The following is a 23,826-nucleotide window of genomic DNA, read 5'->3' as shown; positions in this document are numbered from 1 at the left end:
GTGATTTTAGTAATCGAATTTTGTTGGAATACTGATTGGAATGCCGAGGGTATAGCTTTCCCACTCGATTAACCGCTGAGTCTAATTTATTCCAGCTGTATGAAATGGTGTGCAGCACGCAAATTAATCTTGAATGCTAGTGAATTGCTTGGTCGGATTTACCTGCTGCATGCATGATGCGACTGCGCGACCCTATGCTCCTGTACATGAACGGTGCTCTCCAGTGTGGCTTCGGCCCTCTTAGAGGGCCGAAGCCACGTGGTAATCAAAAAAGTAGCAGCACATATTTTCAGATAAATGTGGATTTAAGCGCGTTTAGATAAAAAGGTAAAAGCAGTAGCTCTCCACTTTTACCTTTATGCTTTATTTAAAGGGCAAGATAGCCATCTTTGACTAATTCTCCACGTAGTTTCCAAAGTTCGATGCATTGGCGTTCTGTAGGGAGCTTGTGTGGTATTTGCGCGGCGATTTTTAATAGATTTATCTGTCGAGGAGAAAGCTTTTCTTTTTTAACTCCCCAGTTCAATAGTCGAGTCCATTCAGCACCAGGTAGATCAACTACCATGATCTGAATTTGAATACTGTCATCAGTCTTTTGTGTAGATTTGGATTTTTTAACTTCTTCGACAGATTGGCGTACCTCTTGGAAAAATTCTTCGGCGTTTGAAACTAAGCTTATTTTTGTATTTTTTACCTGCTCCCAACATGCCTGCATTTTTGCCCATTCAGTAACGTTGTCTTTAGGTCTGTCAGGATCGGTTAGCACATGGAAGACTTTTTCTGAAATTATGGACAATTGCTCGCATAGCGATTGTGGGACAGCTTGTGAGTCCCAGATGGCCCTAAAGTTAAGCTGTTTGCCAAGTGCATCTTCAGATATTAAGTTGTGCAGCTTAGCGATTGAGTACGTGACAATGTTCGCTCGGTACCCTCCTTGATACCACGGCTGCTGACTGACCAAGGCTTCTGTTTTTCTGAAGATTATAGCTAAAGCAACTACCTTGCGGAAATATTCTTCGTTATAGATCTTGCCATCCGATGTCCATGACTTGGAGATAGTGTCGGCGAAGAATATGAAGTTTTTCTGAGCGCCCATGCTTACTCTGTGAGGCTGCTCGCGCCAGCTGTTCTCATATTTTGCAACATCAGTCTTTGTGAAAAGCTGACTTTTTGGGCTTTGCGTTAAGAAATGATTTTTTTGGGCGGCCGATAGTTTTGCTTGCTCATTTAGATATTGGCCACGAGCTCTCTCATAGAACCAGTGTGTACCATACTGAGCCCCGCCGCTTGGTGAGGTAAACAACCTACGGGAGAACTCTTGAAGTCGAATGTGGAACGGATGGTTGGAGAAAAAGTCTGCGTCGCTTACCTTGTTTTGGCTATTCGCGTAACGTGCAATTTCTGGCGTTAATTCACCTGCTTTTTCTGGAGGCAAAACCGAAAGCTTCATTTGAACCATAACTTTCGAGAGGTCCAAGCATTCTTTGCGGGCTGCACCGCCTCTCTTCGCAAACGCTAGTGATGCAGTGGTTTGTCCACCATTCACGATTTGCAGGTTAACGGCGCTTCGAATACGCACCCCGCCTGCATCTTCTTCAAGTTCGACATTTTCAGCAGTAGCTGCAATTCCATTATTGAAAGCGAAGAACATCTCAGGCTGATTGCGTATAGTGTTTTGAATGGCTGCGTTAACTTTTCCTTTAGTGCTGAGAAAGGTTCGAACGTTCCCTTCAAGCAATCTGCTGCCATACATGTCGTATATGTCTGCCAAGGTGTCCCCAGGAATCATGCAGAGATAGGCGCTATAGTCCCCTTGGGACTCGGCTGCCGCAAGACATTTCAATCCACTGCTTACAGTTGAGGAAAAATCAACCACAAGATCATCCCGTCCTGTAGCTGATACATAAGCTGAATGGAATCTTCCAATATCCCAGATATGAAACTCGACTGGGGTTCCTCTCACTTGCTCTTCAGGCCAGCCTTTTTGGCGAGTTTTAAGCATCGCGTCGCTGACGAAATAGAAGCGATATTTAGTTATCTTTGAATGCCAATCCATTAGGTCACATGCAAAGCCATGCCCTGGTTGGCTTTCGTCCACGCTACCGTCAGTCAAATTCCCGTCCAATGCTTCCTCTAGGAAGGCGCGTAAGTCACCAATTGCAGCCTTGACATCGGAAGTTACGAATGAGGTAACTTCATCTTCATTGAAGAACTCAGCGACTAGAAGCGCCATCGAATTGTCTGCATCATCAAATGCATAGCCGTCGATGCGCAGCTTTTTGCGTTTTCCGTTAACACCTTCAAATCTACAAACTTCAAAGGATAGAAGCTCTTCAGCCTCTATGAGTCTATCTCCGCAGTCCTCCACAAAAGCAGTGCGGATAAAGTCGCGTGAAGACTCCGCTTTTGAGCGAACGGCCTCTATAAAATCTTTATGGAAAGTATCAAGATTCATATGAATTGACCCGTGCGCTAGATTTGAAAGGCTGTGCAATTATTAAGGTTTAACTTGTATGTTACATTGCTAAGACCTGGCGGCAAATCTTGCGGTCGGATGCAAGGGAAGCCAGTGACTACTTTGTAAAGAGAGGTGCTATACAATATCATCACCTGGTTGTCATATTCCGGATGTGTGGCGTACCCACATCTCAATAGGCAGTTTTCAAAGGCTGAGTAGGTTTCGAAGTCTGACTTAAGTGATTTTCGGATATCGTCAACCAGCTGATTCAGCGTAAATCCATTAGCTGTGCTCTCTGCTCCGCTTCCCAGCTGAACAACAACAAGCTGCAATTCGCGGTGGGTATAATCGAGCTGTCTTTCAGATGCAATTGTCACCTCGTTTACTGATGGCCAGACAGTTTTTACTTCCCAAGCCAGCTTCTCGAATTGGAAATCTTGATCAGCCCGATCAGGCCCCTTCCAGCTCTGAATAGCTGCAGGCGCGCTAATCATCTCAATGAGTGATTTGAGGTGAAGAAGTTCGCCGCTCAACCCCCGGACTTGAGATTCGTTCAAGGTTTCTAGGTTGCCTCGTTCGAACAGTAGGCGCCAGCTAACAAGACGCGCTAAAACGAACGGAAGGCCATTAGATTTATCCGAGCATTGGCGTGAAGATGTAATTAAATCTTCACAGAACAATCGAAATAGCTCAAAAAGATCTGGCTTTTCCAATATGAATAGTAGCGACCATCGGCCATCCTCCCGGAGCAGAGTGTGTATTTTTACTGATTGAAGTTCCAAGTCAACGCCGGGATTTTCTTGCGTAATCAACAAAAGAGTGAGTCGACCCAATGAATCCACGCCTGCGTAGAAATCAAGGATGTGCTCTACATCAACTCTGCGAAATCCTGATCCGACCGCTTCTGCTTTCACTGTGTCCCAAATAAGTTTGACTTTATTCGTCATCATCGTCTTCCTCATCATCGTTGTCATCAATTGAGGAGCTATCCCCCGACAACATATTTCGGAGTTCGACAAGGTTAATACGATAAGCTACACGATGACTGCTGATATCAAGGGATGGAAAGCTTAGGCCTATGGCAACAAGCGCGTCGCAATCGGGCGGCAGTTGAAACTTACTTTCTTTTCTGGGCTCAATCAAATGGATTAGCAATAGCGGTGCCTGTCTAACGGCAGTGTATGCTTTACCCGGAATTGTTTGGATAGTCTTTTTGGCTTCGCTTCTATACCTAATCTCTGCTGCCTCGATTTCAGGCTTTGACAATCCTGCCTTCTCGTCGGCTGCTGATCCCACCCGCAGTTTAGTCCCGTTAACAAGCAAGGCTTTTATATTGTCATCAATAGATATCTTGCGAACTCTTCTTTTTAGCTCTAACTCTTCTGCAAATTTTATCGAGCTGCCGCTACCCGTGGGTAAAGCTACATCCCATAAATCAAGCTTGTGGTCTGTTGATTTTTCAATAAAATCAGCCAAGCTAGATGTTTGCAACTTTACGCTAAGAGGATGATTGATGAATGCCTTCAGGAATTTTACGACCAGTTGCTTCGGCACGGACCGCCATACGGGGAAGGCGCCATCTTCTATCTTTTTAGAATCTGGACTGCTTGTTACTGATCGTATAAAATTCTGCGCCTCCTTGTAGTTTGAGGAAACTATCGAGGGGTCTTTTAGTAAACGGGGCGACTCCAAGCTCTCTTCAGTAATAGATATTATCTGGACTATTTCATCCGAGTCCCTCATTTTGTTTCTGGCGGTAATGAGTAAAGACTCAGGGTGAGATCTTACGCGAAGCCCGAAATCGATTGGCTTGAGACGAGAGTTCTGCATTCTACGCACTTCGTTACGAAGCTCGTCAGTTGCCTCTGATATATGTGCATACCAATCTGCTGTCTCTTCAGTCATCCAGATTTTACATAGATCTTCGTAACCGGATCGATAGCCGAACCACCGTCCCATTTGAAGTAAAGCATCATACATTTGAGTTGTTCTGTAGAAGTAACTAATACACAACCCTTCAAGCGTCAAACCACGCGCTAGGCTATTGCCACCAACTGCTACTACCCTCAAGCCGTGCTCCTTGTAGGCGGTATAATCTAAACTGGCCGGCCCGCTTTTTTGGTTTACTGCAGTAGTCTGAATCGGCATCGTAGAAGCTGAAAGTTGGGTTTGAACCTGCTGCCACGTTACTTCTAGGTTGGAGAAGTTTCTCTGAAATACGTTGTATAGAGATTTAATGGAGCTGTTACGTATAGCTTCATCGAAAGGTAAGGAAGCGTAATTTCGAATGTCTCCCTGCATCAGCCGGACTTCATGGTCGATGATGTCTCGGACTTGATTTTGTATCAAGGTGAAGTGACTAACATTTACTAGCATGGATCTATGCTTTGGCATCCCAACACGAATGTCCATTAGCGTGTTAACTAAGAAGAAGCATGTGATCGCATCTTTAAGCGATGACGGGACGCCCTCCACCACGCTGTCAGAGGCCTGTCCACGCGGAAAGTAATCTTCGGCATCATCAATAACGTTTAAGCACTCTAGGTCGGAGTTTTCGCCGAAAATCCGGCTTGCCCCAACATAATTTGTAGGCGCGTCTAATGTGTAAATAAAATCGCGAGGGAATAGATCGTCCCCCTCGACATTATTCGTTGTTTCAGGGTTGATGAATACGTTGGCAAACGGAGTCGCGGTAAACCCTACATAACTCGATCTCGGGAAAACTTTCAGCAATCCACGTATTCCCGAATTTATAGCAGTTGCCTTTTTGGGGTTTGTATTGATGGACGCATTGTCCGCCTCGTCATCAATAAGTAGAAGGGGGATGTCAATGTTTCCGCTGGAGCCAGCATTATAATTAACCAGCCACTCGGCAAGGTTTTCGAGGATTCGCTTGTTTTTCTTAACTACAAGAAGAACAGGCTCTCTGTAGTCGTTTAACCTAAATCCAAGTTGGTTTACCATTGCCGCCCGGAAATCTACTACTGTAGACGTAAAGACACCTGCTGAGCGTGCACCATTGATTAATCCAACGCCAATTTCTTTGCGGTGGCGCTTTCGATTGTTTACGACGCCCGAGCTATCCAGTCCTACAAACCCAGAGTCTAAACGTTCCTGAGTTTGTCTTCTCAAACTTTCCAGCGTTCCTGTTAACAGAATTACTAATTTGTACCCGGCATCTGCCGCCTTGCAAATCAAACCTGTATAGTTAGAGGTTTTCCCCGACTGCACGTCGCCCATTACTAAACCTCGGCGCGGCCATCCTGTACGACCTGATGGGTCGCCCATCAAATCTAGGATTTCATCCGTTACCTTATCTAGCGAGTTGACAACCTTTGGACCCCAACCCTGCTTCAAAAGATCGGTTTGATAGCGACTCCAATAAAATGGTTCGATTGCAGCTTTTTTAGCTCTCAGCCAAGGATTGTGCTCATCATAAACACAGTCTCCCAATCCCATATCAACTGTAAGAGCTTCATGAAGTCGCTTAATAACTACTTCGAACTCGTCGTCCGTGACAGTGTAGGGCGGTATACTCCTTAGAGTGGACGCCATGTCAAAGATGGCTCCTTCGGTTGGAACCCCATCAACTGTTAGGGCTGTGATAACGCCCAATTCCAAGCGACGAGCATTAGCTGACAGCACCATCCTTGACGTCTCACTCACAAGTTATATTCCTCAACAATTTTCTTTGTCAGTTCTGGATATAGATTAAATGGTTCTATTAAATGAAGCGACATTAGCAGTTGCCTTCTGGTCGGCGAATCTACGGGCATATTTACTATAATTGTCGAAATCATATCGTTGATGTTTTCTACCGCACTGTCACTTGCGAAATCAGGTCGGACGTCGCTTGCCATACGGTTGTACAAAGCGTCCGCAGGGAATGAACTCTCAATAACCCCTAAAACCAGGTTTAGTCGTGCTCTTCCTTCTTTGTCAAGAGATTTTGAGAACTCTGAAATTAGTGGGTGGTTCCGATTTACATCGAATCTAACGCCTGATCTATCGAGAACTTCGTTCCAGCCAAGGGCTACATCAGAGTCAGAGATTTTGCGACCCTTAAAAGCGATCGTTCTGCCGCTGACAGATCTGATTCTGTCTACAGTGCGTTTTAAGTTTTGCCGAACCAACTCAGGCGGGTGAGCGGCAGATTTCTTTATATCTAGAGTCCAAAGGTGATCAAGTGTGTTGGGGATATCCACCCGTACTCGTGCAAGCTTGCTTAGCTCGTCTTTTCTTGCTAGGCGAAACCAAGTTCCCCAAATTATCAGTCTTCTATTTCTATATATATAGAATCCTTGCTGGCTTCGAAAGCCTTCGTTACCGCCGATCAGCTGTACATCATTACTACTAAGTTTGCTCATGTGTGGCAAAATAAAAGGTTTGACTATTACCCTTTTGCCTTCGACGGAAAACTTCTCCTCATCCAGAGGCTGAGTAGCTTTATGATTGGCCAAGAAAGGGTCAAATGGAACAATCGCAGAACCGTTGAGAGCCATTGATATTTTTGGCTTGCTCCCTTCTTTTGTTAGGAAACGATGGAAAACAAGTGATAGATGCTCGCGGGCCGCAAGCATTTTCGTTCCCAATGCGTTTTCTGGATCGGCTTCCCCAACAAGCAATTTGTCGAGTTCTTGCCACAGTACCATCGTTCCTGATTTTTTACTTTCTAGCTGACTAAAGTGCGGTAAGGCTTGGTAGTCTGAAATTTCAAGCTGAAGCATGACCCAAGCGCCTTTTTCGATAACGACATCGAGATCCCAGCAAAATGCGTTGATATCAGCATCTTGTTTGGAAATGACAGTCATCCGGCGGCATTGTGATATGGAGGCTGTCTTGAGCCCTAAGCCATACCGACCCATATCGTCTTCCCCCCTCTCTAAAAGAGGGTTTTTGCTACCGTGTCGCATTGCGCTCTGCAATACCTCATGCGACATTCCTTTTCCGTCATCTATTATCGCGATGTACGGGTTGTCAGTAGGACGGAACTCGATGTGGATCTCTTTGGCGTGGGCGGAAATACTATTATCAATTAAGTCCGCCAACGCCGAATCCAAGGTGTAGCCAATTGACCGCATTGATTCGAGCAGTGACGCTGCGTGGGGAGGGTGCTGAACCTCTATCATCGCACCAGTCTCCTAGTACAAAAGGTAACCAAGACTCTCTCCAACAACATTTCTATCCCCCAAGGGTTCGCGTTGATTTCCTACAGTCCCTCTACCGTGGGGCATAAGTCGCACACGGCAGGGTGTGACATCCATTGGCCACTATTCCTCGCATGGAAATGGTTATGATGCAAGCCTCATTTTCAGCCTCCGCTGCTTTGGACCTGCCTAGTCATCACTTAGATGATCATCGAATCCACTACTCCTGCATGCTCCGGACTTGAAGCTCCGCCCTTAATTATACGCTCTACTAGTTTGGCAATTTTACTTGCAAGAAGCGGTGGGACTGCATTCCCAACTTGGTGGTATTGCTGTGTGCGATTGCCTAGGAAAAAATAATTATCTGGGAAAGTTTGCAATCTGGCTGCTTCCCTAACAGTCAGGCTGCGACATTGATTGGGATCATAATGAATAAAATAATGGCCATCTTTCGATATATGGCTTGTAATCGTTGAGGAGTACTGGTTGTTAAGTTGTACTCTAAAGCGATCACTAAATTTACCACTTTCCCAGTTTTTATGGTCAGGTGCCAATCCGGGAAGATTGAATTCTTTATGGCCCTTTGGAGAGATATGATGAGCCTGTGCGAAGACGGAGGCATAAACATATCGCTTGAGATCTGCACTCATGTGACTTCGAGCTTCATGGTTGAGCCAAACGTTTAACCTGTCGTCTGTAAACCACGAGTTCAAATCCTCCGATCTTGTTCTTCCACTCCAAGAGCTTGTCTTTCTTACTCTCAGCCCGCCATTATCCAACCTGCCTCCCGAAAATGAATCTCGGAAGATTTTAAGGTTCATCTCTAAGTTTGGGTCCTGCTTCCCAGAGGAAATCAGGTCTGCATATAAAGTGTCCAAGTGATTTAAAACTTCACTGCACCACTTGTCTGGAGTATCATTTCCCCTCGATAGCGTACTTCGTAGAGGCGGAAGGTTTCCGATTACGTCTCCAACTGTAACTGGTTCGGCAGTTTCAAGCTTGTGCTCGTTAACCTCACCAATGTAATCTTGTGAAACACCGATCAAAATGACCCGATGGCGACCTTGTGGGATGCCATAGTCTTCAGCGCGTATTACAAAGTTACTAAAGTCAATTGAATCTGGCGGCATTCCTGATTCATATATTTCATTAGAGACCAAGGAGCAGATTTTATATTTTGTACCACATCCGTTTTTGATACCTAATGCGGCATCAGGGTCAGCTAGGTCTTGGAGTATTTGTGGGAATATTTGAGTTCCGCTAACCTTAGAGGAAAGAATCCCTTTGACATTTTCCATGACGAATACTGCAGGGCGCTTGCTCTGAATTATCCGAAGATATTCCCGGTAGAGGAAGTGGCGTTGGTCATCTTCCGCTTTGTATTCTGCATTTCCCTTGTTGCGTGCTCGCCCAACTATTGAATAAGCTTGGCAAGGGGGGCCACCAATCAATACCCAAGGTTTACTGGTATCTAGTCTAGTTTCTAGAATGCGGTCTAGCTCGGCATTTCCCTCCGCACTCCCTAGTTTAATTTGGCGGGCCTCTTTATCTGCATGCTGCCATTCTTTGGCGCTGTTCGAAGTCCAAGGTTGTGATGCCCTACCCGTCTCGCAGTAGTAATAGTAGTCGTCAAGGGCTGCTGGATTATTTTTTTTAAGCGCGCGATAAAATGCACGGAGTCTTAGCGTAGATCGAGCGAACGGGTCCATTTCTGCTGAGACTAATACATCAAAGCTTCTGCCCTCATTGAGTGAAGAGAAACCTTCACCAAGGCCGCCAGGGCCAGCGAAGAGATCCACGACCTGTAAAGGGTTGTTACAATTCATGAGCTACATCTGCCAAAGGTAAACGAAAGTGGATGTTGTAGATAAAGCGACCAGATCTCGGATGATGGCTGCGATAACCGGCAAAAATACACAGCCCGAGCTCACATTGCGCCGTTTCCTTTATGCTTTGGGTTATCGTTTTCGCCTGCACCGCAAGGACCTCCCTGGCAAGCCCGACATTGTAATGCCCAAGCTCCTGACCTGTATATTTGTACACGGATGTTTTTGGCATCGACATGCGGGCTGTCCATACGCTACTACACCTAAGACTCGGAGCGAATTCTGGGCGGCAAAATTTTCAAGGAACGTTGAAAGAGACCTCGAAAATGTACAGGCGCTGCAGGCCAAAGCTGGACGGTCATGGTTGTGTGGGAGTGCGAGATCAAGCAAGGCGGGGGGCGCTTGTCTGATTTACATGAGGCCCTAAAGGTGAGGGAATTGTCCGCTGCCTCAGCGAGGCCTCGCTTTAGGTAATCTTGGTGCCGACTGGACATGGTGATCGTGGCTTCTACGGCCGTCTGCGGCAGGGGTGCTTGTCAATTGATCGATCTGTCAGCAACCACGTAGTCCCTAGCCGTTTACTGATTAGTAAAGCGATGAGTTTGTAGTAGTACTGGCTTGCGCTTGAGTGGTCCTTTAGAAAGTGAGTCAAAAACCAGCGCATATGCTTTTGCTGCCAGGTCCAAGGGGTTTCGTTACCAGCGGTGTTGGATCGCCGCTTGCATGATTTGAGTTTGTCGGAGGTGTCTTTGCTGCGTGCTCTTCGAGCCGCACTGAACGCCGATCAGGTACAACGTCATATTAAAGGATTTGCTCATGAGCGGCCACCGATGTAGGTCGAAACCACATCGAGCCGGTTATGTCCGAGCTCAAGACTGATTTGTAGGCGTGCCTGTTTATCTAGGTCGGGGTCGATGCGATAGCAGTGGCCGCCATTGATTGGGGCTGCATAGCCTGTGAAATGCTCGTAGCGTTTGCAAGCGTAGGCGGCGCCCAGTTCATGAAATCCCTTTAGCTTGTGCCTATGCTGAATCTTGCGGGCGGGGCGCACAGTCAATTGCAGGAACGCGGCGTAGATTTCTTCTGGGGCCAGCAGGTTACGGCTGCCCCTCGGTGATGCATTTCTTGCGAAGAGGATTGCCTCGTTTACCTCATTGTTAGCAGTAATCCATCGCGGCTCTGATGCCCCAGAGCGACCGCCTTTGGTGCCGTCTTGGATATTGATGCGACCCAAATGCTTGGCCTCGTTGCGCAACAGCCATGAAACCCCCGTATTCACTCGATTCCAGGCACAAAAAAAGACGTCCGAGGACGTCTTTTTTTGTTGAGTTGGTGGAGCCGGGGGGATTTGAACCCCCGTCCGCCAGTACTCCGCTGTCGGTACTACATGCTTAGCCGTATCTATTAAGTTAACCCTCAGCGACCCGAAGGGCAGGGTGCTTTGGGCGAGTTGTGTAAGTTTTAGCCGATTCGTCCACAACGTACTGCACGGCGATCCTGTTCTATATGACAATCACTTCAGGTTTACAGGCATCCCCTAGTGATTGCTGGACCCGAAGGTACCAGGAGGATGGCTAAGGCAGCTTACGCTGCGAGAGCTTGACCCTCGTAGGTTTCGTCATTGGCAACTATAAGTAGTTGCAACAGTGGATTTACGAGTTCTGTTACCAACTCGGCATGCACCTAGAGTTTCGCAACCGGCGTCGAATCCTAAACGGCCCCGATGCTTGCTGTGTATTACCAGCAAGCTAGCGGAGTGTACGCCTTTGCGGCGCAGAAGGCCAACCCCATCAAGGGCTTACTTGCCGTCATCACCACCTTTGTTGTTATCCTGGATACGCTGGAGCAATTGAGTGGTGGTTGAAATGCAGGCTTTGTCATCGCCGCTGGCCTGTTCTTTCTTGGCCTTTTCGTAACCAGCCTTGATGTCGTCGGCGGTGTTTTCACTTGTCTGGCCAGAAGTAGCCATGGCGTTTTCAATGCTTTGCAGGTTGATGGCGCACAAATCATCCTTTGCAGGAACGGTTTCAGCCGCAAACACCGGAGAGGCCAACATCACAGCGGAAATAAACAGACCAGCAAGAGCGGTACGCTTCATGGGGAAAACTCCTTGTGTACAGGGTAGGCCCGGTGTCTCCGGACTCGGTTATATGCCCCAAACATTGGGGCCTTAAGCCAATTGACTATAGCTGTGCTCAGGAGTTCTGCCTGTATTTGGCCGCCATGGAATGAGTTTTTTTATGCCCAAAAGTGGGGCGTTTTTTTGAGTGTTCGGCAGGGCGTCCGGGGCGAGCCAGCCTGCATGCCGTCGACGTAAAAAGCTCGCTCCTACAGGGTGGTGGTCACCCGGTCCACCAGATACACCAGCCCGTGGTAATCGATTCCGCCATGTTGGCTCAGGCCGATTTCGCAGGTGCGACTGGTGGATATCCCTTCACTGCAATGCTGCACGGCGTCTTTCAGGGTGCGCAGCGAGTGGGCGTTCAACTCCGGTGTGGTGAAGCCTTTGTCGCCGGCAAATCCGCAGCAATGAATCCCTTCGGGAATCACTACCTGGGTGCTGCACAGCCGTGCAATGTCGATCAGCGCCTGGCTTTCGCCCAGGTGCTGGGTGCTGCAAGTGACATGCACGGCAATCGGCGCGGTCTGCGGGGTGAAGTTCAACTTGTGCACAAGGTGGGTGCGGATAAAACGCACCGGGTCGTACAGGTCCAGGCGCGACTGGTTCAGGTCCTGCACCAGGCGCAAGGTACAAGGGCTGGTGTCGCAGTAGATCGGATCAAGCCCGCCACGGCTGGCATGCAGCAGGGCGCCGATGAGTTCCTGGCGTTTGTGTTCGGCCTGTTCGGCATAGCCTTTGGAGGCAAACGGCTGGCCGCAACACAGGCTGTCCATGTTGTCGGGGAACACTACCTGGTAACCGGCTTTTTCCAGCAGGCCGCGGGTTTTATCCAGAAGCGACATTTGCTCGCTGTCGCCTGCCGCCGGCCCCATCACCCGTGAAACGCACGCGGCCAGATACACCACTCGCGGCCGTGCATCATTGACCGGCGGGCTGAAACGAATCGGCCGTTCGGGTTGCGGCATGGCGTTGGTCCACAAGGGTACCCGGCCTTTGCTTGCCTTGGTCAGCGCGGCCGAGATTTTGCCCAGCCGCGGCGCACCCAGCAGCATGCGTGCGCCATTGGCGGCGTGCAGCATGAAGCGGGCGCCTTGCAGCGTGGTTGTAAAGTGATTTCCCAGCCAGTCGGCGGTTTTCACGCTGTGTGCGCTGCGTGCCCGGAGTTTTTTCACCAGCTCGCCGGTATTGATACCCACCGGGCAACGCTGCGCGCATAAACCGGTAGCGGCGCAGGTGTCGATGCCCTGGTAGGCGTAGGCTTTTTCCAGTTCTAGGGTGTCGATACCTGCGCGCTTTTTGGCCTGAATGTCGCGCCAAATCACAATCCGCTGGCGCGGGCTGAGGGTCAGGCCTTTTGATGGGCATACCGGCTCGCAGAAGCCGCACTCGATGCACTTATCCACAATCTCGTCAGCGGCGGGCATCGGTTTCAGATGCTTTAGATGGATGTGCGGGTCTTCGCTGAGGACCACGTCCGGGTTGAGAATGCCCTGGGGGTCCAGCAAACGCTTGAGCTGCCACATCAACTGGTAGGCATCGCTGCCCCATTCCAGTTCTACGAAAGGCGCCATGTTGCGCCCGGTGCCGTGCTCGGCTTTGAGCGAGCCACCAAATTCCACGGCCACCAGTTGCGCCACGTCATCCATAAATGCCTGGTAACGCGCCACTTCTTCGGGGTTGTTGAAACCCTGGGTGAAGACGAAGTGCAGGTTGCCCTCCAGGGCATGGCCAAACAGGATCGCTTCGTCGTAGTGGTGTTTGTCGAACAGCTCGATCAGGCGATTGACGCCGATGGCCAGTTGTTCGACCGGGAAGGTCACGTCTTCGATGATGACCGTGGTCCCGGTTTTGCGCACGGCGCCGACTGCAGGGAAGGTGTCTTTGCGGATCGCCCACAGTTTTGCGTTTTCCACCGGGTCCTCGGTGAAGTCGACTTGTTTCTCGACCGGGAACGCCGCCATCGACGCCATGATTTGCGCCAGTTGTTCGTGCAGTAAGGTCGAGGTTGCGGCACGGGACTCGATCAACAGGGCGCAGGCATTGGCCGACAGCTGTTGTACGAAAGCCGGCATGCCGGGCTTGTCCTGTACCGAGCGCAGGCTGCGACGATCCAGTAGCTCCACGGCGGACACAGGTTGGCTTTTCAGTACGGTGACTGCGTTGCAACAGGTTTCAACGTCGGGGAACACGATCAGCGCCGAGGCTTTGTTCGGATGGTCGATTACCGTGTCGTAGGTCACCGAGCTGATGAAGCCCAGCGTGCCTTCGCTGCCCACCAGCAAGTGGCTGAGGATATCCAGCGGGTCATCGAAATCCACCAGGGCGTTGAGCGACAGGCCAGTGGTATTTTTCAGACGGTATTTATGGCGAATTTTGGCAGCCAGTTCAGGATTGGCGCGGGTCTCGCGGGCCAATGTCGCCAGCTGTTCGAGCAATGGAGCATGGCTTTGGCGGAAGGCGGCGACGTTGTTCGCGTCTTCGGTATCGACCCGGGTACCGTCGGCCAGCACCACGCGCAGGCCAGCCAGGGTGTGGTAGGTGTTTTGCGCGGTGCCGCAACACATGCCGCTGGCATTGTTGGCGACGATGCCGCCGATTTTGCAGGCGTTGATCGAGGCCGGGTCGGGGCCGATCTTGCGCCCGAACGGTGCCAGCCAGGCGTTGGCCTGGGCGCCGATAACCCCGGGTTGCAGGCGGATTTGTGTGCCCTGGCCGCGTATTTCCTTGGCGTTCCAGTTATCCCCAAGCACGATCAGCACCGAGTCGCTGATGGCCTGCCCCGACAGGCTGGTGCCGGCGGCGCGAAAAGTCACCGGCACCTGATCGCGACGGGCGAGGCGCAGCAGTTCGACCACTTCGTCTTCGGACTCGACGCGGATCACCAGCTTGGGGATCAGCCGATAGAAGCTGGCGTCAGTGCCAAAGGCCAGGGTGGACAGCGGGTCGCTGAAACGGCGGTCCTGCGCGATCAGTTGTTCGACATCACGCACAAAGGCAGCGGGCAGGCTCATGCATCCTCCAGGATCAACACCACCAGGTCTTTCGGGCCGTGGGCGCCGTAGGCCAGCACTTGCTCGATATCGGCGGTTTTCGACGGGCCGGATACCAGTAATGCGTTGGTTGGCATCCCGGCGGCCCAGTTCATCTCTTGCTGCACCTGATAGAAGTTGTCGCGGATTTCGCTGGCCTTGAGCAGGGCGAAATGCACCGGCGGTACCAGGCTCATCAGGCGCGGTTCTTCAGGGGTTGGCCACATGATCAGGCTGCCGGTGGCAGCAATCGCGCCCAGGGTCGTGGTCAGGCTGGCCGGGGTGTCATTGAACAGTTCGGCTTTCCATTCTTCCACCGGGCGGTTGTAGGCCTTGAGCGGCGCCAACCCGGGATTTTGCTCCCAGTGCGCCGTCACTTTTTGCCCGTGGGCCGTGGTCGGGGCAATCAGCAGGCTCGGCAGTTGACGGTCGGTGACCAATTGCGCCAACAGTGCGGGCCAGTCCTGTTCGGTGCTGAGGTGGATTTCGGTGTGCACCGCTTCCATCAGTTTGCGCAGCTGAGGGATGCGTTGCTCCGGGGTATAAGTCCAGGGTTGTGTCACCAGCACTTCGTCGAAGTTGTCAGGCACCGGTGTGGTCCCTGTCAGACTGTTACGCAGTTTGTTGAGGATGTTTTGTCTAGCGCTCATCGCGGGTCTCCCGATTTTTTCGCCAGGTGCTCGCGGGCCATATCGTGCAGGGAGCGGGCTGCGGGTTTGGGGGCACTGTGGTTTTGCGTCCACGGCCCGACATTGCTCGGCGTGAGCCCGCGCAGGCGGGTGGCAGCCTTGAGGAACACGCGGTAGAGGGTGGGAGAGCTATTGAGTCTGGCCCACATGTTCCAGACCAGGCGCTCTTTGCGCGAGTACTTGCTGCCCTGGCCGCGCATGATTCGGGGCGAAGCATCCGGCGCTTTGACGTTCTCTTCGCGCAGGCGGCGCAGCAGGGCCGGGATCGGAATTTTTACCGGGCACACTTCGCCGCAGGCACCGCACAGCGACGACGCGCTGGGGTGATCCGGAACTTTGGCCAGGCCCACCATGTGCGGCGTGATGATTGCACCAATCGGCCCCGGGTAAACCTCGCCGTAGGCATGGCCGCCGATGCGCGTGTATACCGGGCAGTGGTTCATGCAGGCACCACAGCGGATGCAGTTAAGAGTCTGGCGTAACTCGCTGTCGGCAAATGCCTGGCTGCGGCCATTGTCGAGCAGTACCAGATGCACTTCTTCGGGGCCGTCCAGTTCGCCGGGTTTGCGCGGGCCGGAGATCATATTGACGTAGGTGGTGATCGGCTGGCCGAGGGCCGAGCGGGTCAGCAGTGACAGCAGTGGCACCACATCGCGCAGGTTTTCGACGACTTTTTCGATACCGGTGACGGCGATATGCACCGGCGGCACTGTGGTGGACATGCGGCCATTGCCTTCGTTTTCCACCAGCAACAGGGTGCCGGTTTCGGCGACTGCGAAGTTGACGCCGGACACGCCGATGTCAGCTTCAAAGAATTTCTGGCGCAGCACGCGTCGGCCGATCTGGATCAACTGGTCGACGTCTTTGGTGTAGTCCACACCGAGTTTTTCGTGGAACAAGTCAGCCACTTGCCCGGCATTCTTGTGGATCGCCGGCATGATGATGTGGGACGGCTTCTCGTTGTCGAGTTGAACGATGTACTCGCCCATGTCGGACTCAAGGCATTCAATGCCCTGGGCGCCGAGCACGTGGTTCATCTCCATCTCTTCGCTGACCATGGACTTGCCTTTGATCACTTGCCTGGCTGAGCGCCGGCGAGCAATGGACATCACGATTTCATTGGCCTGGTCGACGGTTTCGGCCCAATGCACCTGCACGCCGTTGCGAGTCAGGTTGGCTTCCAGTTGTTGCAGCAGGTCGGGCAGTTTGGACAAGGCGCGTGCGCGCACTGCATTGCCCAGGGCTCGCAAGTGTTCGCGTTCATGGGCGTCGCTGAAGGACGCCGCACGTTTGGTCATCAAAGAGTCCATGGCACTGCGAAAGTTGTTTCGCAGTTGCGTGTCGGCCAAGGCTTCGTGGGCGCGCTCGCGAAAGTCTTCTTCAATCGCGACGGTGGGGATCAGTGTGCTGGTGCTCATTGCTGGCCTCCGGTGCGCTGCCACAAGAAGCTGGCAAGATGCTGGCCGCGCAGGGCCTGCTTCTGTTTTTCCAGCGAGCCATTGATATTCATCAGGCAGCCGCAGTCGGCAGTCAGTACCTGATGGGCGCCGGTTTCAATCAAGGAGCGGGTCTTGTCGGCGACCATGGCCCCGGAAATATCCGGCATGCGTACGCTGAATGTCCCACCAAAACCGCAGCATTCACTTTCGTGGCTGTGGTCGATACGTTCGACATTACTCAGTTGCGCGAGCATTTCGCGGCCATGCAGGTGGGTGTTCATTTCGCGCCGTGCGGAGCATGAGGTGTGCAGCGCTACTTTGACCGGAGCACCGCTGTCCTTGAATTGCACCTTGCACACAAACAGCAGGAATTCGGTGAGTTCGAAGGTGCGATCGGCCAGGGCGTGGACCTTGAGCAGGGTTTCGGGTTCGTCCTTGAACAGGTCTTCGTAGTGCTCGCGCAGCATCCCGGCGCAAGAGCCGGACGGCACGACCACGGGATAGTCTTCGGCGAACAATGCCAACTGCGACCGTGCGACTTCGCGGGCCTGATCGGTATAGCCGGAGGTATAGGCCGGTTGTCCGCAGCAGCTTTGACCCTGGGGGTAGTCGACTGCGATACCTTCGCGTTCGATCAGGTGAATGGCGTCCATTCCGGCTTCGGGGAAGAACAGGTCCACTACGCAGGTGCCAAACAGATAGACCTTGCGTGGCTTGTGCGAGGGGTATTGACGAGGTGTCGGGAGGGGCGGGGCGACGCGGGTCGCATTCGGCACGGCGTTGTAAAAAAGCTCGCTCATCAGGCGTCTCCGGGTGGTCCCGGTTATGTGTCCGCGTCAGCAGCTGAAACCGTCTTCAGCCGCCAGGCAGACCGGGTTTGGAATGAATGACGCCGGCGTGCAGGCCGGCGCCTTTTATCGTGCAGTAACCATAGTCTTATTAGTGCACCAGCATGCCGGTGAACCAGTAGGCCTGCGCCAGTGTGATCAGGCCAACGATGGTGGCGAAGAACAGGCTGTGCTTGAGGGTGAAGCGGAACAGGTCTGACTCTTTGCCCACCAGGCCGGTGGCCGCACAGGCTACGGCGATTGATTGCGGGGAAATCATTTTGCCGGTCACGCCGCCGCTGGTATTGGCCGCAACCATCAACACGTCGCTGACGCCGATCTGGTGCGCGGTGGTGGCTTGCAGCGAGCTGAACAGCGCGTTCGAGGAGGTGTCGGAACCGGTCAGGAATACGCCCAGCCAGCCGAGGAACGGCGAGAAGAACGGGAACGCCGCGCCAGTCCCGGCCAGCACCAGAGCCATGGTGGAAGACATGCCCGAGTAGTTGGTGACGAAGGCAAAGGCCAGCACCATGCCGATGGACAGGATCGGCCAGCGCAGTTCGTAGAGGGTCTCTTTGAAAGTGGTAAGACCAGTCTTGATGTCAATTTTCAGGATCAGCATCGAGATCAATGCAGAGAAGAAAATCGCTGTGCCGGTTGCTGAAATCGGGTCCAGTTTGAACACGGCAGCAATGGCGGTCGGTGCGTTTACGATGGGTGCGGTTTTGATCACTAGTTGATCAAGGTGCGGAATGGCGAAGTTGAACACCCAGCCATACATCGCGCCGCCCGGTGAGAACAGGGCCTTGAACGGTTTGAGGGTCCAGATGGTGACCAGAACGGTGAGGATCAGGAACGGCGACCAGGCTTTGAGAATCTGCATCAGGCTGTAAGGCGAAGCCATGAGGTTGCTCGGTTTGCCGAAACCTCCTGCGCTGGCTGTCACGATTACGTCAGAGGAAACGCCTGCTATCTGTGCGCCTGCAGTCCGTTTTGGCTGCCAGACTTTCAGGAACAAGGTCAGGCTGACCAGGCTGGCGAGGGCCGAGGTAATGTCCGGCAGCTCAGGGCCAATGAAGTTCGAGGTGAAGTACTGGGTGACGGCGAAGCTCAAGCCGGCCACCAGGGCTGCCGGCCAGGTTTCACGCACGCCGCGCAGGCCGTCCATCATGAACACCAGCCAGAAGGGTACGAACAGCGACAGCAATGGCAACTGACGGCCGGCCATGGCGCCGATCTTGAACGAGTCGATGCCCGTCACCTGGCCCGCCACGATGATCGGAATGCCCAGTGCGCCGAACGCTACGGGGGCGGTGTTGGCAATCAGACACAGGCCCGCCGCGTACAGCGGGTTGAAGCCCAGGCCTACGAGCAGTGCGGCAGTAATGGCTACCGGCGCGCCGAAACCGGCTGCACCTTCGAGGAAGGCACCGAAGCAGAAGCCAATCAGCAGCACTTGCAGGCGCTGGTCATCGGTGATCGACAGTACCGAACTGCGGATGATTTCGAACTGACCACTTTTAACCGTCAGTTTGTAGAGGAACACCGCGGCAACGATGATCCAGGCAATTGGCCAGAGGCCATAGGCAAATCCATAGCCGGCAGCTGCGAAGGCCATGTCGACAGGCATCTGGAAGGCAAAGATGGCCACCACAATGGACAGGGCAAGGGTAATGCTCCCGGCGACGTGTCCTTTGAGACGGAACACGGCCAGAGCCAGGAAGAAAAACACGATCGGAATGACAGCCGCGAGAGCGGACAGGCCGAGGCTGCCGAGCGGGCTATAGAGCTGTTGCCAGGTTTGCATATGGGGTGGCCCCTAATTGTTATTGGTCGAGCGTGCTTGGATAATTGGTATTACCAATTTACAACCGCTACCGGCTAGGGTAAAAGCCTTATGCGGTATGTGTCAATTTGCCGCTCTTAAATCTTTTGTCGGGATGTTCGTGTTCAGTGCATCTGATGGGGGCCGGAGCGGCGCTTCTGATGAGTGTGCGGATTGCGCCAATCGGCGAGAATAGCGGCCCCCGGCGCTCGGTCGGGAGGGTGGAGAGCAGTTATGGGGTTTGATCAAATTCGTCAGCGCCGTTTGTCGGACGATATTGTCGAGCAGCTTGAGGGCATGATCCTTGAGGGAACGTTGAAGTCAGGCGAGCGCTTGCCGGCTGAGCGTGCGCTGGCGGAGCAGTTTGGTGTGTCGCGCCCGTCGTTGCGCGAGGCCATTCAAAAGCTGTCGGCCAAAGGTTTGCTGGTCAGTCGCCAGGGCGGCGGCAATTATGTGGCGACTGCGCTGGGTTCGACCTTTAGTGATCCGTTGTTGCAATTGCTGGAGAGCAATCCCGAAGCGCAGCGCGATTTACTGGAGTTTCGCCATACCCTTGAGGCTTCATGTGCCTTTTACGCGGCATCGCGCGCCACCGAGATGGATCGCGAGCGTCTGCGCCTGGCCTTTGAGCAGTTGCAGGATTGTTATGCGCGGGTCGATGAGGTGAGCCGCGCCGAGGAGGGCGAGGCGGATGCCAACTTCCATCTGGCTATCGCCGAAGCCAGTCATAACGCAGTGTTGCTGCACACCATTCGGGGCTTGTTCGACCTGCTCAAGCGCAACGTGGTGACCAACATCGGGGGTATGTACAAGCAGCGCAGTGAAACGCGCGACATGCTGATCAGTCAGCATCGCGAGTTGTATCTGGCGATTATCGAGGGGCGTGCAGAGGATGCCCGGGAAGTGGCGAGCCGGCACCTGGTGTACGTGCAGGAAGTTCTGGAAGAGGTGCGTCAGGAAGTTCAGCGCATGGCGCGGGCTGAGCGGCGTAACGGGCTGTAAGGGGCCAAACCTGCAGGGGCGAGGCAAGCTCGCTCCTGCAGATAATAGGGGCAGGGAGGTTTAGTCTTCCTTGCCCTTGTTGCGCACTGCACGCTGCAGCTCGCGATCGGAGTCGCGCTCACGCTCGGTATGACGCTTGTCGTATTCCTTCTTGCCTTTACCCAGGGCAATTTCGCACTTGATCAAGTGCTTGCTCCAGTAAAGCGAGAGGCAGACGCAGGCGTAACCCTTCTGCTGCACCGCGGCAAACAGCTTTTCCAGCTCGCGCTGGTTAAGCAGCAGTTTGCGGCTGCGCGTCGGGTCGGCAATAACGTGGGTGCTGGCTGTCGTCAGGGGGGCAATATGGCTGCCAAGCAGCCAGGCTTCACCGTCCTTGAGTAGCACATAGCTGTCGACCAGCTGTGCCTTGCCTGCACGCAGACTTTTTACTTCCCAGCCGGCCAGGACCAGACCAGCCTCGAACCGATGTTCGATGAAGTAATCGTGTCGCGCTTTTTTATTCTGCGCGATGGTCCCTGTGGGGTGTTTCTTCTGTTTAGCCATAGGGCCGGCATTATAGGCAGTTGCTAGCGTGTCGGCTACGGCCAACCTGCGAGTTTGTGCGTGCAGGACTGCGTGCTTGAGCGCGTAGGGTGATTCCCGGACAATGCGCCCTCTTTTTTTAGTGGTTGGGCGTAGTAACGATGTCGACAGACAAGGTTTCTGTCCACGGCAGTTGGGCAAGCCGTTGGGTCTTTATTTTCGCCGCGACCGGTTCTGCCGTGGGTCTGGGCAGTATCTGGAAATTCCCTTACATGGTGGGCGTCTACGGTGGCGGCGCTTTTGTATTGGTGTTTCTGGCCTGTATCGCGCTGATTGGTGTGCCGGTGATGCTGGCTGAAACCCTGATCGGTCGGCGGGCGCGACTGAGTCCGGCAAATGCCTTGAAGGTATTGGCGGTGGAGGCCGGGCATTCCGGGCGTTGGTCCTGGGGGGCTTTTGCCGGGATGATCACGGCACTGCTGATCCTGTCTTTTTATAGTGTGGTCGGCGGCTGGTCGCTGGATTACATCATCAATATGGGCAAGGGCGATTTTCAGGGCGCGACGGCTGATCAGGTGGGTGCTTACTTCGGTGGCGTGATAGCCGACCCATGGCGCCTTACGTTCTGGCATACGGCGTTCATGCTTCTGTCAGCGTTTGTGATCGCCAGGGGCGTGGTAGCGGGTCTTGAGCGCAGTTTGCGGATCATGATGCCAATTCTGTTTGTACTGTTGCTGGTGCTGCTGGGTTACAGCATGACCACGGGGCACTTCATGGAGGGCGTGCATTTCATGTTCGACTTCAACCCCGACCGGGTGCTCGACGGCTTGCTGGCGGCAATGGGGCATGCGTTCTTTTCGCTCAGTGTTGGCGTGGGTTCTATCATGATCTACGGTGCATATATGCCGAAAAACGCATCGATTTCCGGGACGGTTGTCGGTGTGGCGCTGATCGATACCTTTGTCTCATTGCTGGCCGGACTGGCATTGTTTCCAATTGTATTCGCTTCGGGTTTGAACCCGAGCGAAGGCCCAGGGCTGATGTTTGTGACCCTGCCGTTTGCCTTTGGCAACGTAGCGTTCGGTCAGTTGATGGGGGTGGTGTTCTTTGTTCTGGTGGCCGTGGCAGCCTGGAGTTCGGCTATCTCACTGCTTGAGCCGATGGTGGCTTACCTTGTTGAGCGGACCCGGGTCAGGCGCCTTTGGGTCACGTTCTGGCTGGCCTTTACCTGCTGGTTCGTCGGTCTGGGTACGGTGTTTTCGTTCAATATCTGGAAGCAGGCCAAGTTTTTCGTGAGCGAAGAATCAGGTTTTCACCTGTACCAATGGGGGGCTGCCAGCGGTCTGGACTTCTTTGGTGTCGTTGATTTCTTCACCTCGCGTATCATGCTGCCTTTAGGCGGGCTGTGCTTTGTGGTCTTTGCAGGCTGGATCATGGGGCGTGGCGCGGTACGCGACGAGTTGTCGATGCGCAGCCCGGCGATGTTCACCCTGACTCTTTTCTTGATGCGCTATGTGGCGCCACTCGGCATTCTGATTGTGTTTGCCGCCCAGCTGTGGAAGTAACGCTGACATGACTACCCATATCCAACGCTCCGCCTTGCTGCCTTATCCGGCGCAGGCTCTTTATGACCTGGTTAACGATGTTGCGAGTTATCCGGAGTTCTTGCCGTGGTGTTCATCGGCCGAAATTCTTGAAAGCACCGAGGTGCTGATGCGCGCCAGCCTGGGTGTGGCCAAGGGCGGTTTGAGCCAGCACTTTGTGACGCGTAACACGCTGGTGCCGGGGCAATCCATTGAGATGAATCTGGAAGAGGGGCCATTCACCAAGTTGCACGGCCTCTGGGTGTTCAAGCCATTGGGCGAGAAAGCCTGCAAGATCAGTCTGGATATGACGTTTGATTACGCCGGGGCGATTGTGAAGGCGACCTTGGGGCCGTTGTTCAATCAGGCCGCCAATACGCTGGTAGATGCGTTTTGCCAGCGCGCCAAGCAGTTGTATGGCTGACTCTGATGATTGATGTTGAGGTTGTCTACGCGGCTGTCGATCGTCAGCGCTTGCTGGTTTTGGCGGTGCCGCAAGGCACTACTTTACGGGCGGCGGTGCTGGCGTCGGGTATGGATAGCGAGTTTGCGGAGCTGGATCTGCTGAATTGCCCTGTGGGGATTTTCGGCAAGCAGGTCGCAGCGCCAGACAGCCATGTATTGCAGGCCGGTGATCGGGTTGAAATTTATCGTCCTTTGCTGGCCGACCCTAAAGAAATCCGGCGCCAGCGTGCAGCCAAAGCGGCTGAAGCCAAGCGCCTGAGCCAGCTGTAAGCACTTTAGACAGACAACAAAAAGCCCGGCATGCCGGGCTTTTTTGTGCCGAACCTTTATTGTTCGGTTGTATCCAGAGGCGCTGGAGTCGGTACAGGTACCGCTTTGACTCCATCGACGTCTTTCTGGATCTGATCGAGCAGCGAGCCAGGTTTAGGTGGCTCATCGCTATTCTCGCTCGGGGCAGTCTCAGGCACTGGCGGGGCGGTTTCACCCGGGGCAGTGTCTTTGCCGAGAATTGCCTCGTCGCGGCTCACGCCAGGCTTGAAATCGCCTGACAAGCTGATGAGCTGGTCGTTTTCGTTGAAGAACACGCTCACGCGTTCTTGTTGGCGTTCACCGCCACCGGGTTGCAGGCTATACAAATAATCCCAACGATCCGGATGGAATGTATCGGTCAGCAGGGCGTTGCCCATGATAAACCGCACTTGCCGGCGGGTCATTCCCGGGCGTAACTGGTTTATCATGTCCTGCGTGACGACATTGCCCTGCTGGATGTCGATTTTGTAAACCCCGGGGAATGAACAACCGGCGAGTGCGAGCAGTCCCACAAAGGTGAAACTGGTTAGCAAGAGCTTGGTGTTTTGCATCGGTGGGCGACTTCCACTATCTTGGCTGGGAC

Annotated in this window: 18 protein-coding genes, 1 other RNA gene and 2 pseudogenes; 5 read left to right on the top strand and 16 right to left on the bottom strand. The window is 53.2% G+C overall.

Annotation, left to right across the window (positions count from 1 at the left end; genetic code table 11):
* Nucleotides 1-367: 367 nt before the first annotated feature.
* From WG29040_RS21085 to WG29040_RS21065, 5 genes are all read right to left on the bottom strand, one after another.
* Complete coding sequence (locus tag WG29040_RS21085) at nucleotides 368-2,455, bottom strand: AIPR family protein (RefSeq protein ID WP_127196830.1); 2,088 nt, start codon at nucleotides 2,453-2,455, stop codon at nucleotides 368-370.
* 17 nt (nucleotides 2,456-2,472) lie between these two features.
* Nucleotides 2,473-3,405 (bottom strand): PD-(D/E)XK motif protein, encoded by a 933-nt coding sequence (locus WG29040_RS21080; RefSeq protein ID WP_165878379.1) that lies wholly within the window; start codon nucleotides 3,403-3,405, stop codon nucleotides 2,473-2,475.
* Nucleotides 3,395-6,124, bottom strand: coding sequence for a Z1 domain-containing protein (locus WG29040_RS21075; RefSeq protein ID WP_127196828.1), 2,730 nt, complete (start codon nucleotides 6,122-6,124; stop codon nucleotides 3,395-3,397). Before WG29040_RS21075 ends, WG29040_RS21080 begins: the two co-directional genes overlap by 11 nt.
* Nucleotides 6,121-7,587 (bottom strand): ATP-binding protein, encoded by a 1,467-nt coding sequence (locus WG29040_RS21070; RefSeq protein ID WP_127196827.1) that lies wholly within the window; start codon nucleotides 7,585-7,587, stop codon nucleotides 6,121-6,123. Before WG29040_RS21070 ends, WG29040_RS21075 begins: the two co-directional genes overlap by 4 nt.
* Before the next feature lie 218 nt (nucleotides 7,588-7,805).
* Nucleotides 7,806-9,431: a DNA cytosine methyltransferase gene (locus tag WG29040_RS21065; protein WP_127196826.1), complete on the bottom strand. Its 1,626-nt coding sequence runs from the start codon at nucleotides 9,429-9,431 to the stop codon at nucleotides 7,806-7,808.
* Nucleotides 9,432-9,492: 61 nt separating this feature from the next.
* Here WG29040_RS21065 and WG29040_RS21060 point away from each other — a divergent pair, with 61 nt between their 5' ends.
* The gene (locus WG29040_RS21060) at nucleotides 9,493-9,858 is read left to right on the top strand and encodes a very short patch repair endonuclease (RefSeq protein ID WP_372238810.1); all 366 of its coding nucleotides are present in this window, start codon (nucleotides 9,493-9,495) and stop codon (nucleotides 9,856-9,858) included.
* A gap of 81 nt (nucleotides 9,859-9,939) precedes the next feature.
* On the opposite strand, the pseudogene WG29040_RS24605 reads toward WG29040_RS21060, so the two are convergent.
* The 9 genes and pseudogenes from WG29040_RS24605 to WG29040_RS21015 form a co-directional block, all read right to left on the bottom strand.
* Nucleotides 9,940-10,249: pseudogene (locus WG29040_RS24605) on the bottom strand (hypothetical protein).
* Nucleotides 10,246-10,686, bottom strand: a pseudogene (locus WG29040_RS21050) (integrase); the annotation flags it as partial. The pseudogenes WG29040_RS21050 and WG29040_RS24605, both read right to left, overlap by 4 nt.
* A gap of 75 nt (nucleotides 10,687-10,761) precedes the next feature.
* Nucleotides 10,762-11,153, bottom strand: a transfer-messenger RNA (tmRNA) gene (ssrA, locus tag WG29040_RS21045).
* A 76-nt stretch (nucleotides 11,154-11,229) separates the two neighbouring features.
* Nucleotides 11,230-11,529, bottom strand: coding sequence for a hypothetical protein (locus WG29040_RS21040; RefSeq protein WP_003439557.1), 300 nt, complete (start codon nucleotides 11,527-11,529; stop codon nucleotides 11,230-11,232).
* Between the two features lie 230 nt (nucleotides 11,530-11,759).
* The gene (locus tag WG29040_RS21035; RefSeq protein ID WP_127196825.1) at nucleotides 11,760-14,564 is read right to left on the bottom strand and encodes an FAD-binding and (Fe-S)-binding domain-containing protein; all 2,805 of its coding nucleotides are present in this window, start codon (nucleotides 14,562-14,564) and stop codon (nucleotides 11,760-11,762) included.
* A complete protein-coding gene (locus WG29040_RS21030) occupies nucleotides 14,561-15,232 on the bottom strand; it encodes a lactate utilization protein (protein ID WP_127196824.1) in 672 nt (223 codons plus the stop codon). The genes WG29040_RS21035 and WG29040_RS21030 overlap by 4 nt, the downstream gene beginning before the upstream one ends.
* A complete protein-coding gene (locus tag WG29040_RS21025; RefSeq protein ID WP_127196823.1) occupies nucleotides 15,229-16,689 on the bottom strand; it encodes a LutB/LldF family L-lactate oxidation iron-sulfur protein in 1,461 nt (486 codons plus the stop codon). Before WG29040_RS21025 ends, WG29040_RS21030 begins: the two co-directional genes overlap by 4 nt.
* Nucleotides 16,686-17,510: a (Fe-S)-binding protein gene (locus WG29040_RS21020; RefSeq protein WP_127196822.1), complete on the bottom strand. Its 825-nt coding sequence runs from the start codon at nucleotides 17,508-17,510 to the stop codon at nucleotides 16,686-16,688. Before WG29040_RS21020 ends, WG29040_RS21025 begins: the two co-directional genes overlap by 4 nt.
* A 139-nt stretch (nucleotides 17,511-17,649) precedes the next feature.
* The gene (locus WG29040_RS21015; protein WP_127196821.1) at nucleotides 17,650-19,344 is read right to left on the bottom strand and encodes a lactate permease LctP family transporter; all 1,695 of its coding nucleotides are present in this window, start codon (nucleotides 19,342-19,344) and stop codon (nucleotides 17,650-17,652) included.
* Nucleotides 19,345-19,596: 252 nt separating this feature from the next.
* Between WG29040_RS21015 and WG29040_RS21010 the strand changes: the two genes are divergently transcribed.
* Entirely contained in the window at nucleotides 19,597-20,364 is a 768-nt protein-coding gene (locus tag WG29040_RS21010; protein WP_003439567.1) for a GntR family transcriptional regulator, read from the top strand.
* 60 nt (nucleotides 20,365-20,424) lie between these two features.
* Here the strand turns inward: WG29040_RS21010 and smpB are convergent, their stop codons facing one another.
* Entirely contained in the window at nucleotides 20,425-20,907 is a 483-nt protein-coding gene (gene smpB / locus WG29040_RS21005; RefSeq protein ID WP_003439570.1) for an SsrA-binding protein SmpB, read from the bottom strand.
* 140 nt (nucleotides 20,908-21,047) lie between these two features.
* Here smpB and WG29040_RS21000 point away from each other — a divergent pair, with 140 nt between their 5' ends.
* The 3 genes from WG29040_RS21000 to WG29040_RS20990 are packed head-to-tail and all read left to right on the top strand — an operon-like array spanning nucleotide 21,048 to nucleotide 23,204.
* Nucleotides 21,048-22,451: a sodium-dependent transporter gene (locus WG29040_RS21000; RefSeq protein WP_003439573.1), complete on the top strand. Its 1,404-nt coding sequence runs from the start codon at nucleotides 21,048-21,050 to the stop codon at nucleotides 22,449-22,451.
* A gap of 7 nt (nucleotides 22,452-22,458) precedes the next feature.
* Nucleotides 22,459-22,893, top strand: coding sequence for a type II toxin-antitoxin system RatA family toxin (locus WG29040_RS20995; protein ID WP_003439577.1), 435 nt, complete (start codon nucleotides 22,459-22,461; stop codon nucleotides 22,891-22,893).
* Between the two features lie 5 nt (nucleotides 22,894-22,898).
* Nucleotides 22,899-23,204, top strand: coding sequence for an RnfH family protein (locus tag WG29040_RS20990; RefSeq protein ID WP_127196820.1), 306 nt, complete (start codon nucleotides 22,899-22,901; stop codon nucleotides 23,202-23,204).
* 56 nt (nucleotides 23,205-23,260) lie between these two features.
* Here WG29040_RS20990 and WG29040_RS20985 read toward each other — a convergent pair whose 3' ends face one another.
* On the bottom strand, nucleotides 23,261-23,794 hold the full coding sequence (locus WG29040_RS20985; protein ID WP_003439579.1) for an outer membrane protein assembly factor BamE: 534 nt from the start codon (nucleotides 23,792-23,794) through the stop codon (nucleotides 23,261-23,263).
* Between the last annotated feature and the right edge of the window lie 32 nt (nucleotides 23,795-23,826).

The organism is Pseudomonas sp. PAMC 29040 (assembly GCF_003994535.1).
Taxonomy (GTDB): Bacteria; Pseudomonadota; Gammaproteobacteria; order Pseudomonadales; family Pseudomonadaceae; genus Aquipseudomonas; species Aquipseudomonas paraversuta.
This window is presented reverse-complemented; position numbering and strand designations above follow the sequence as displayed.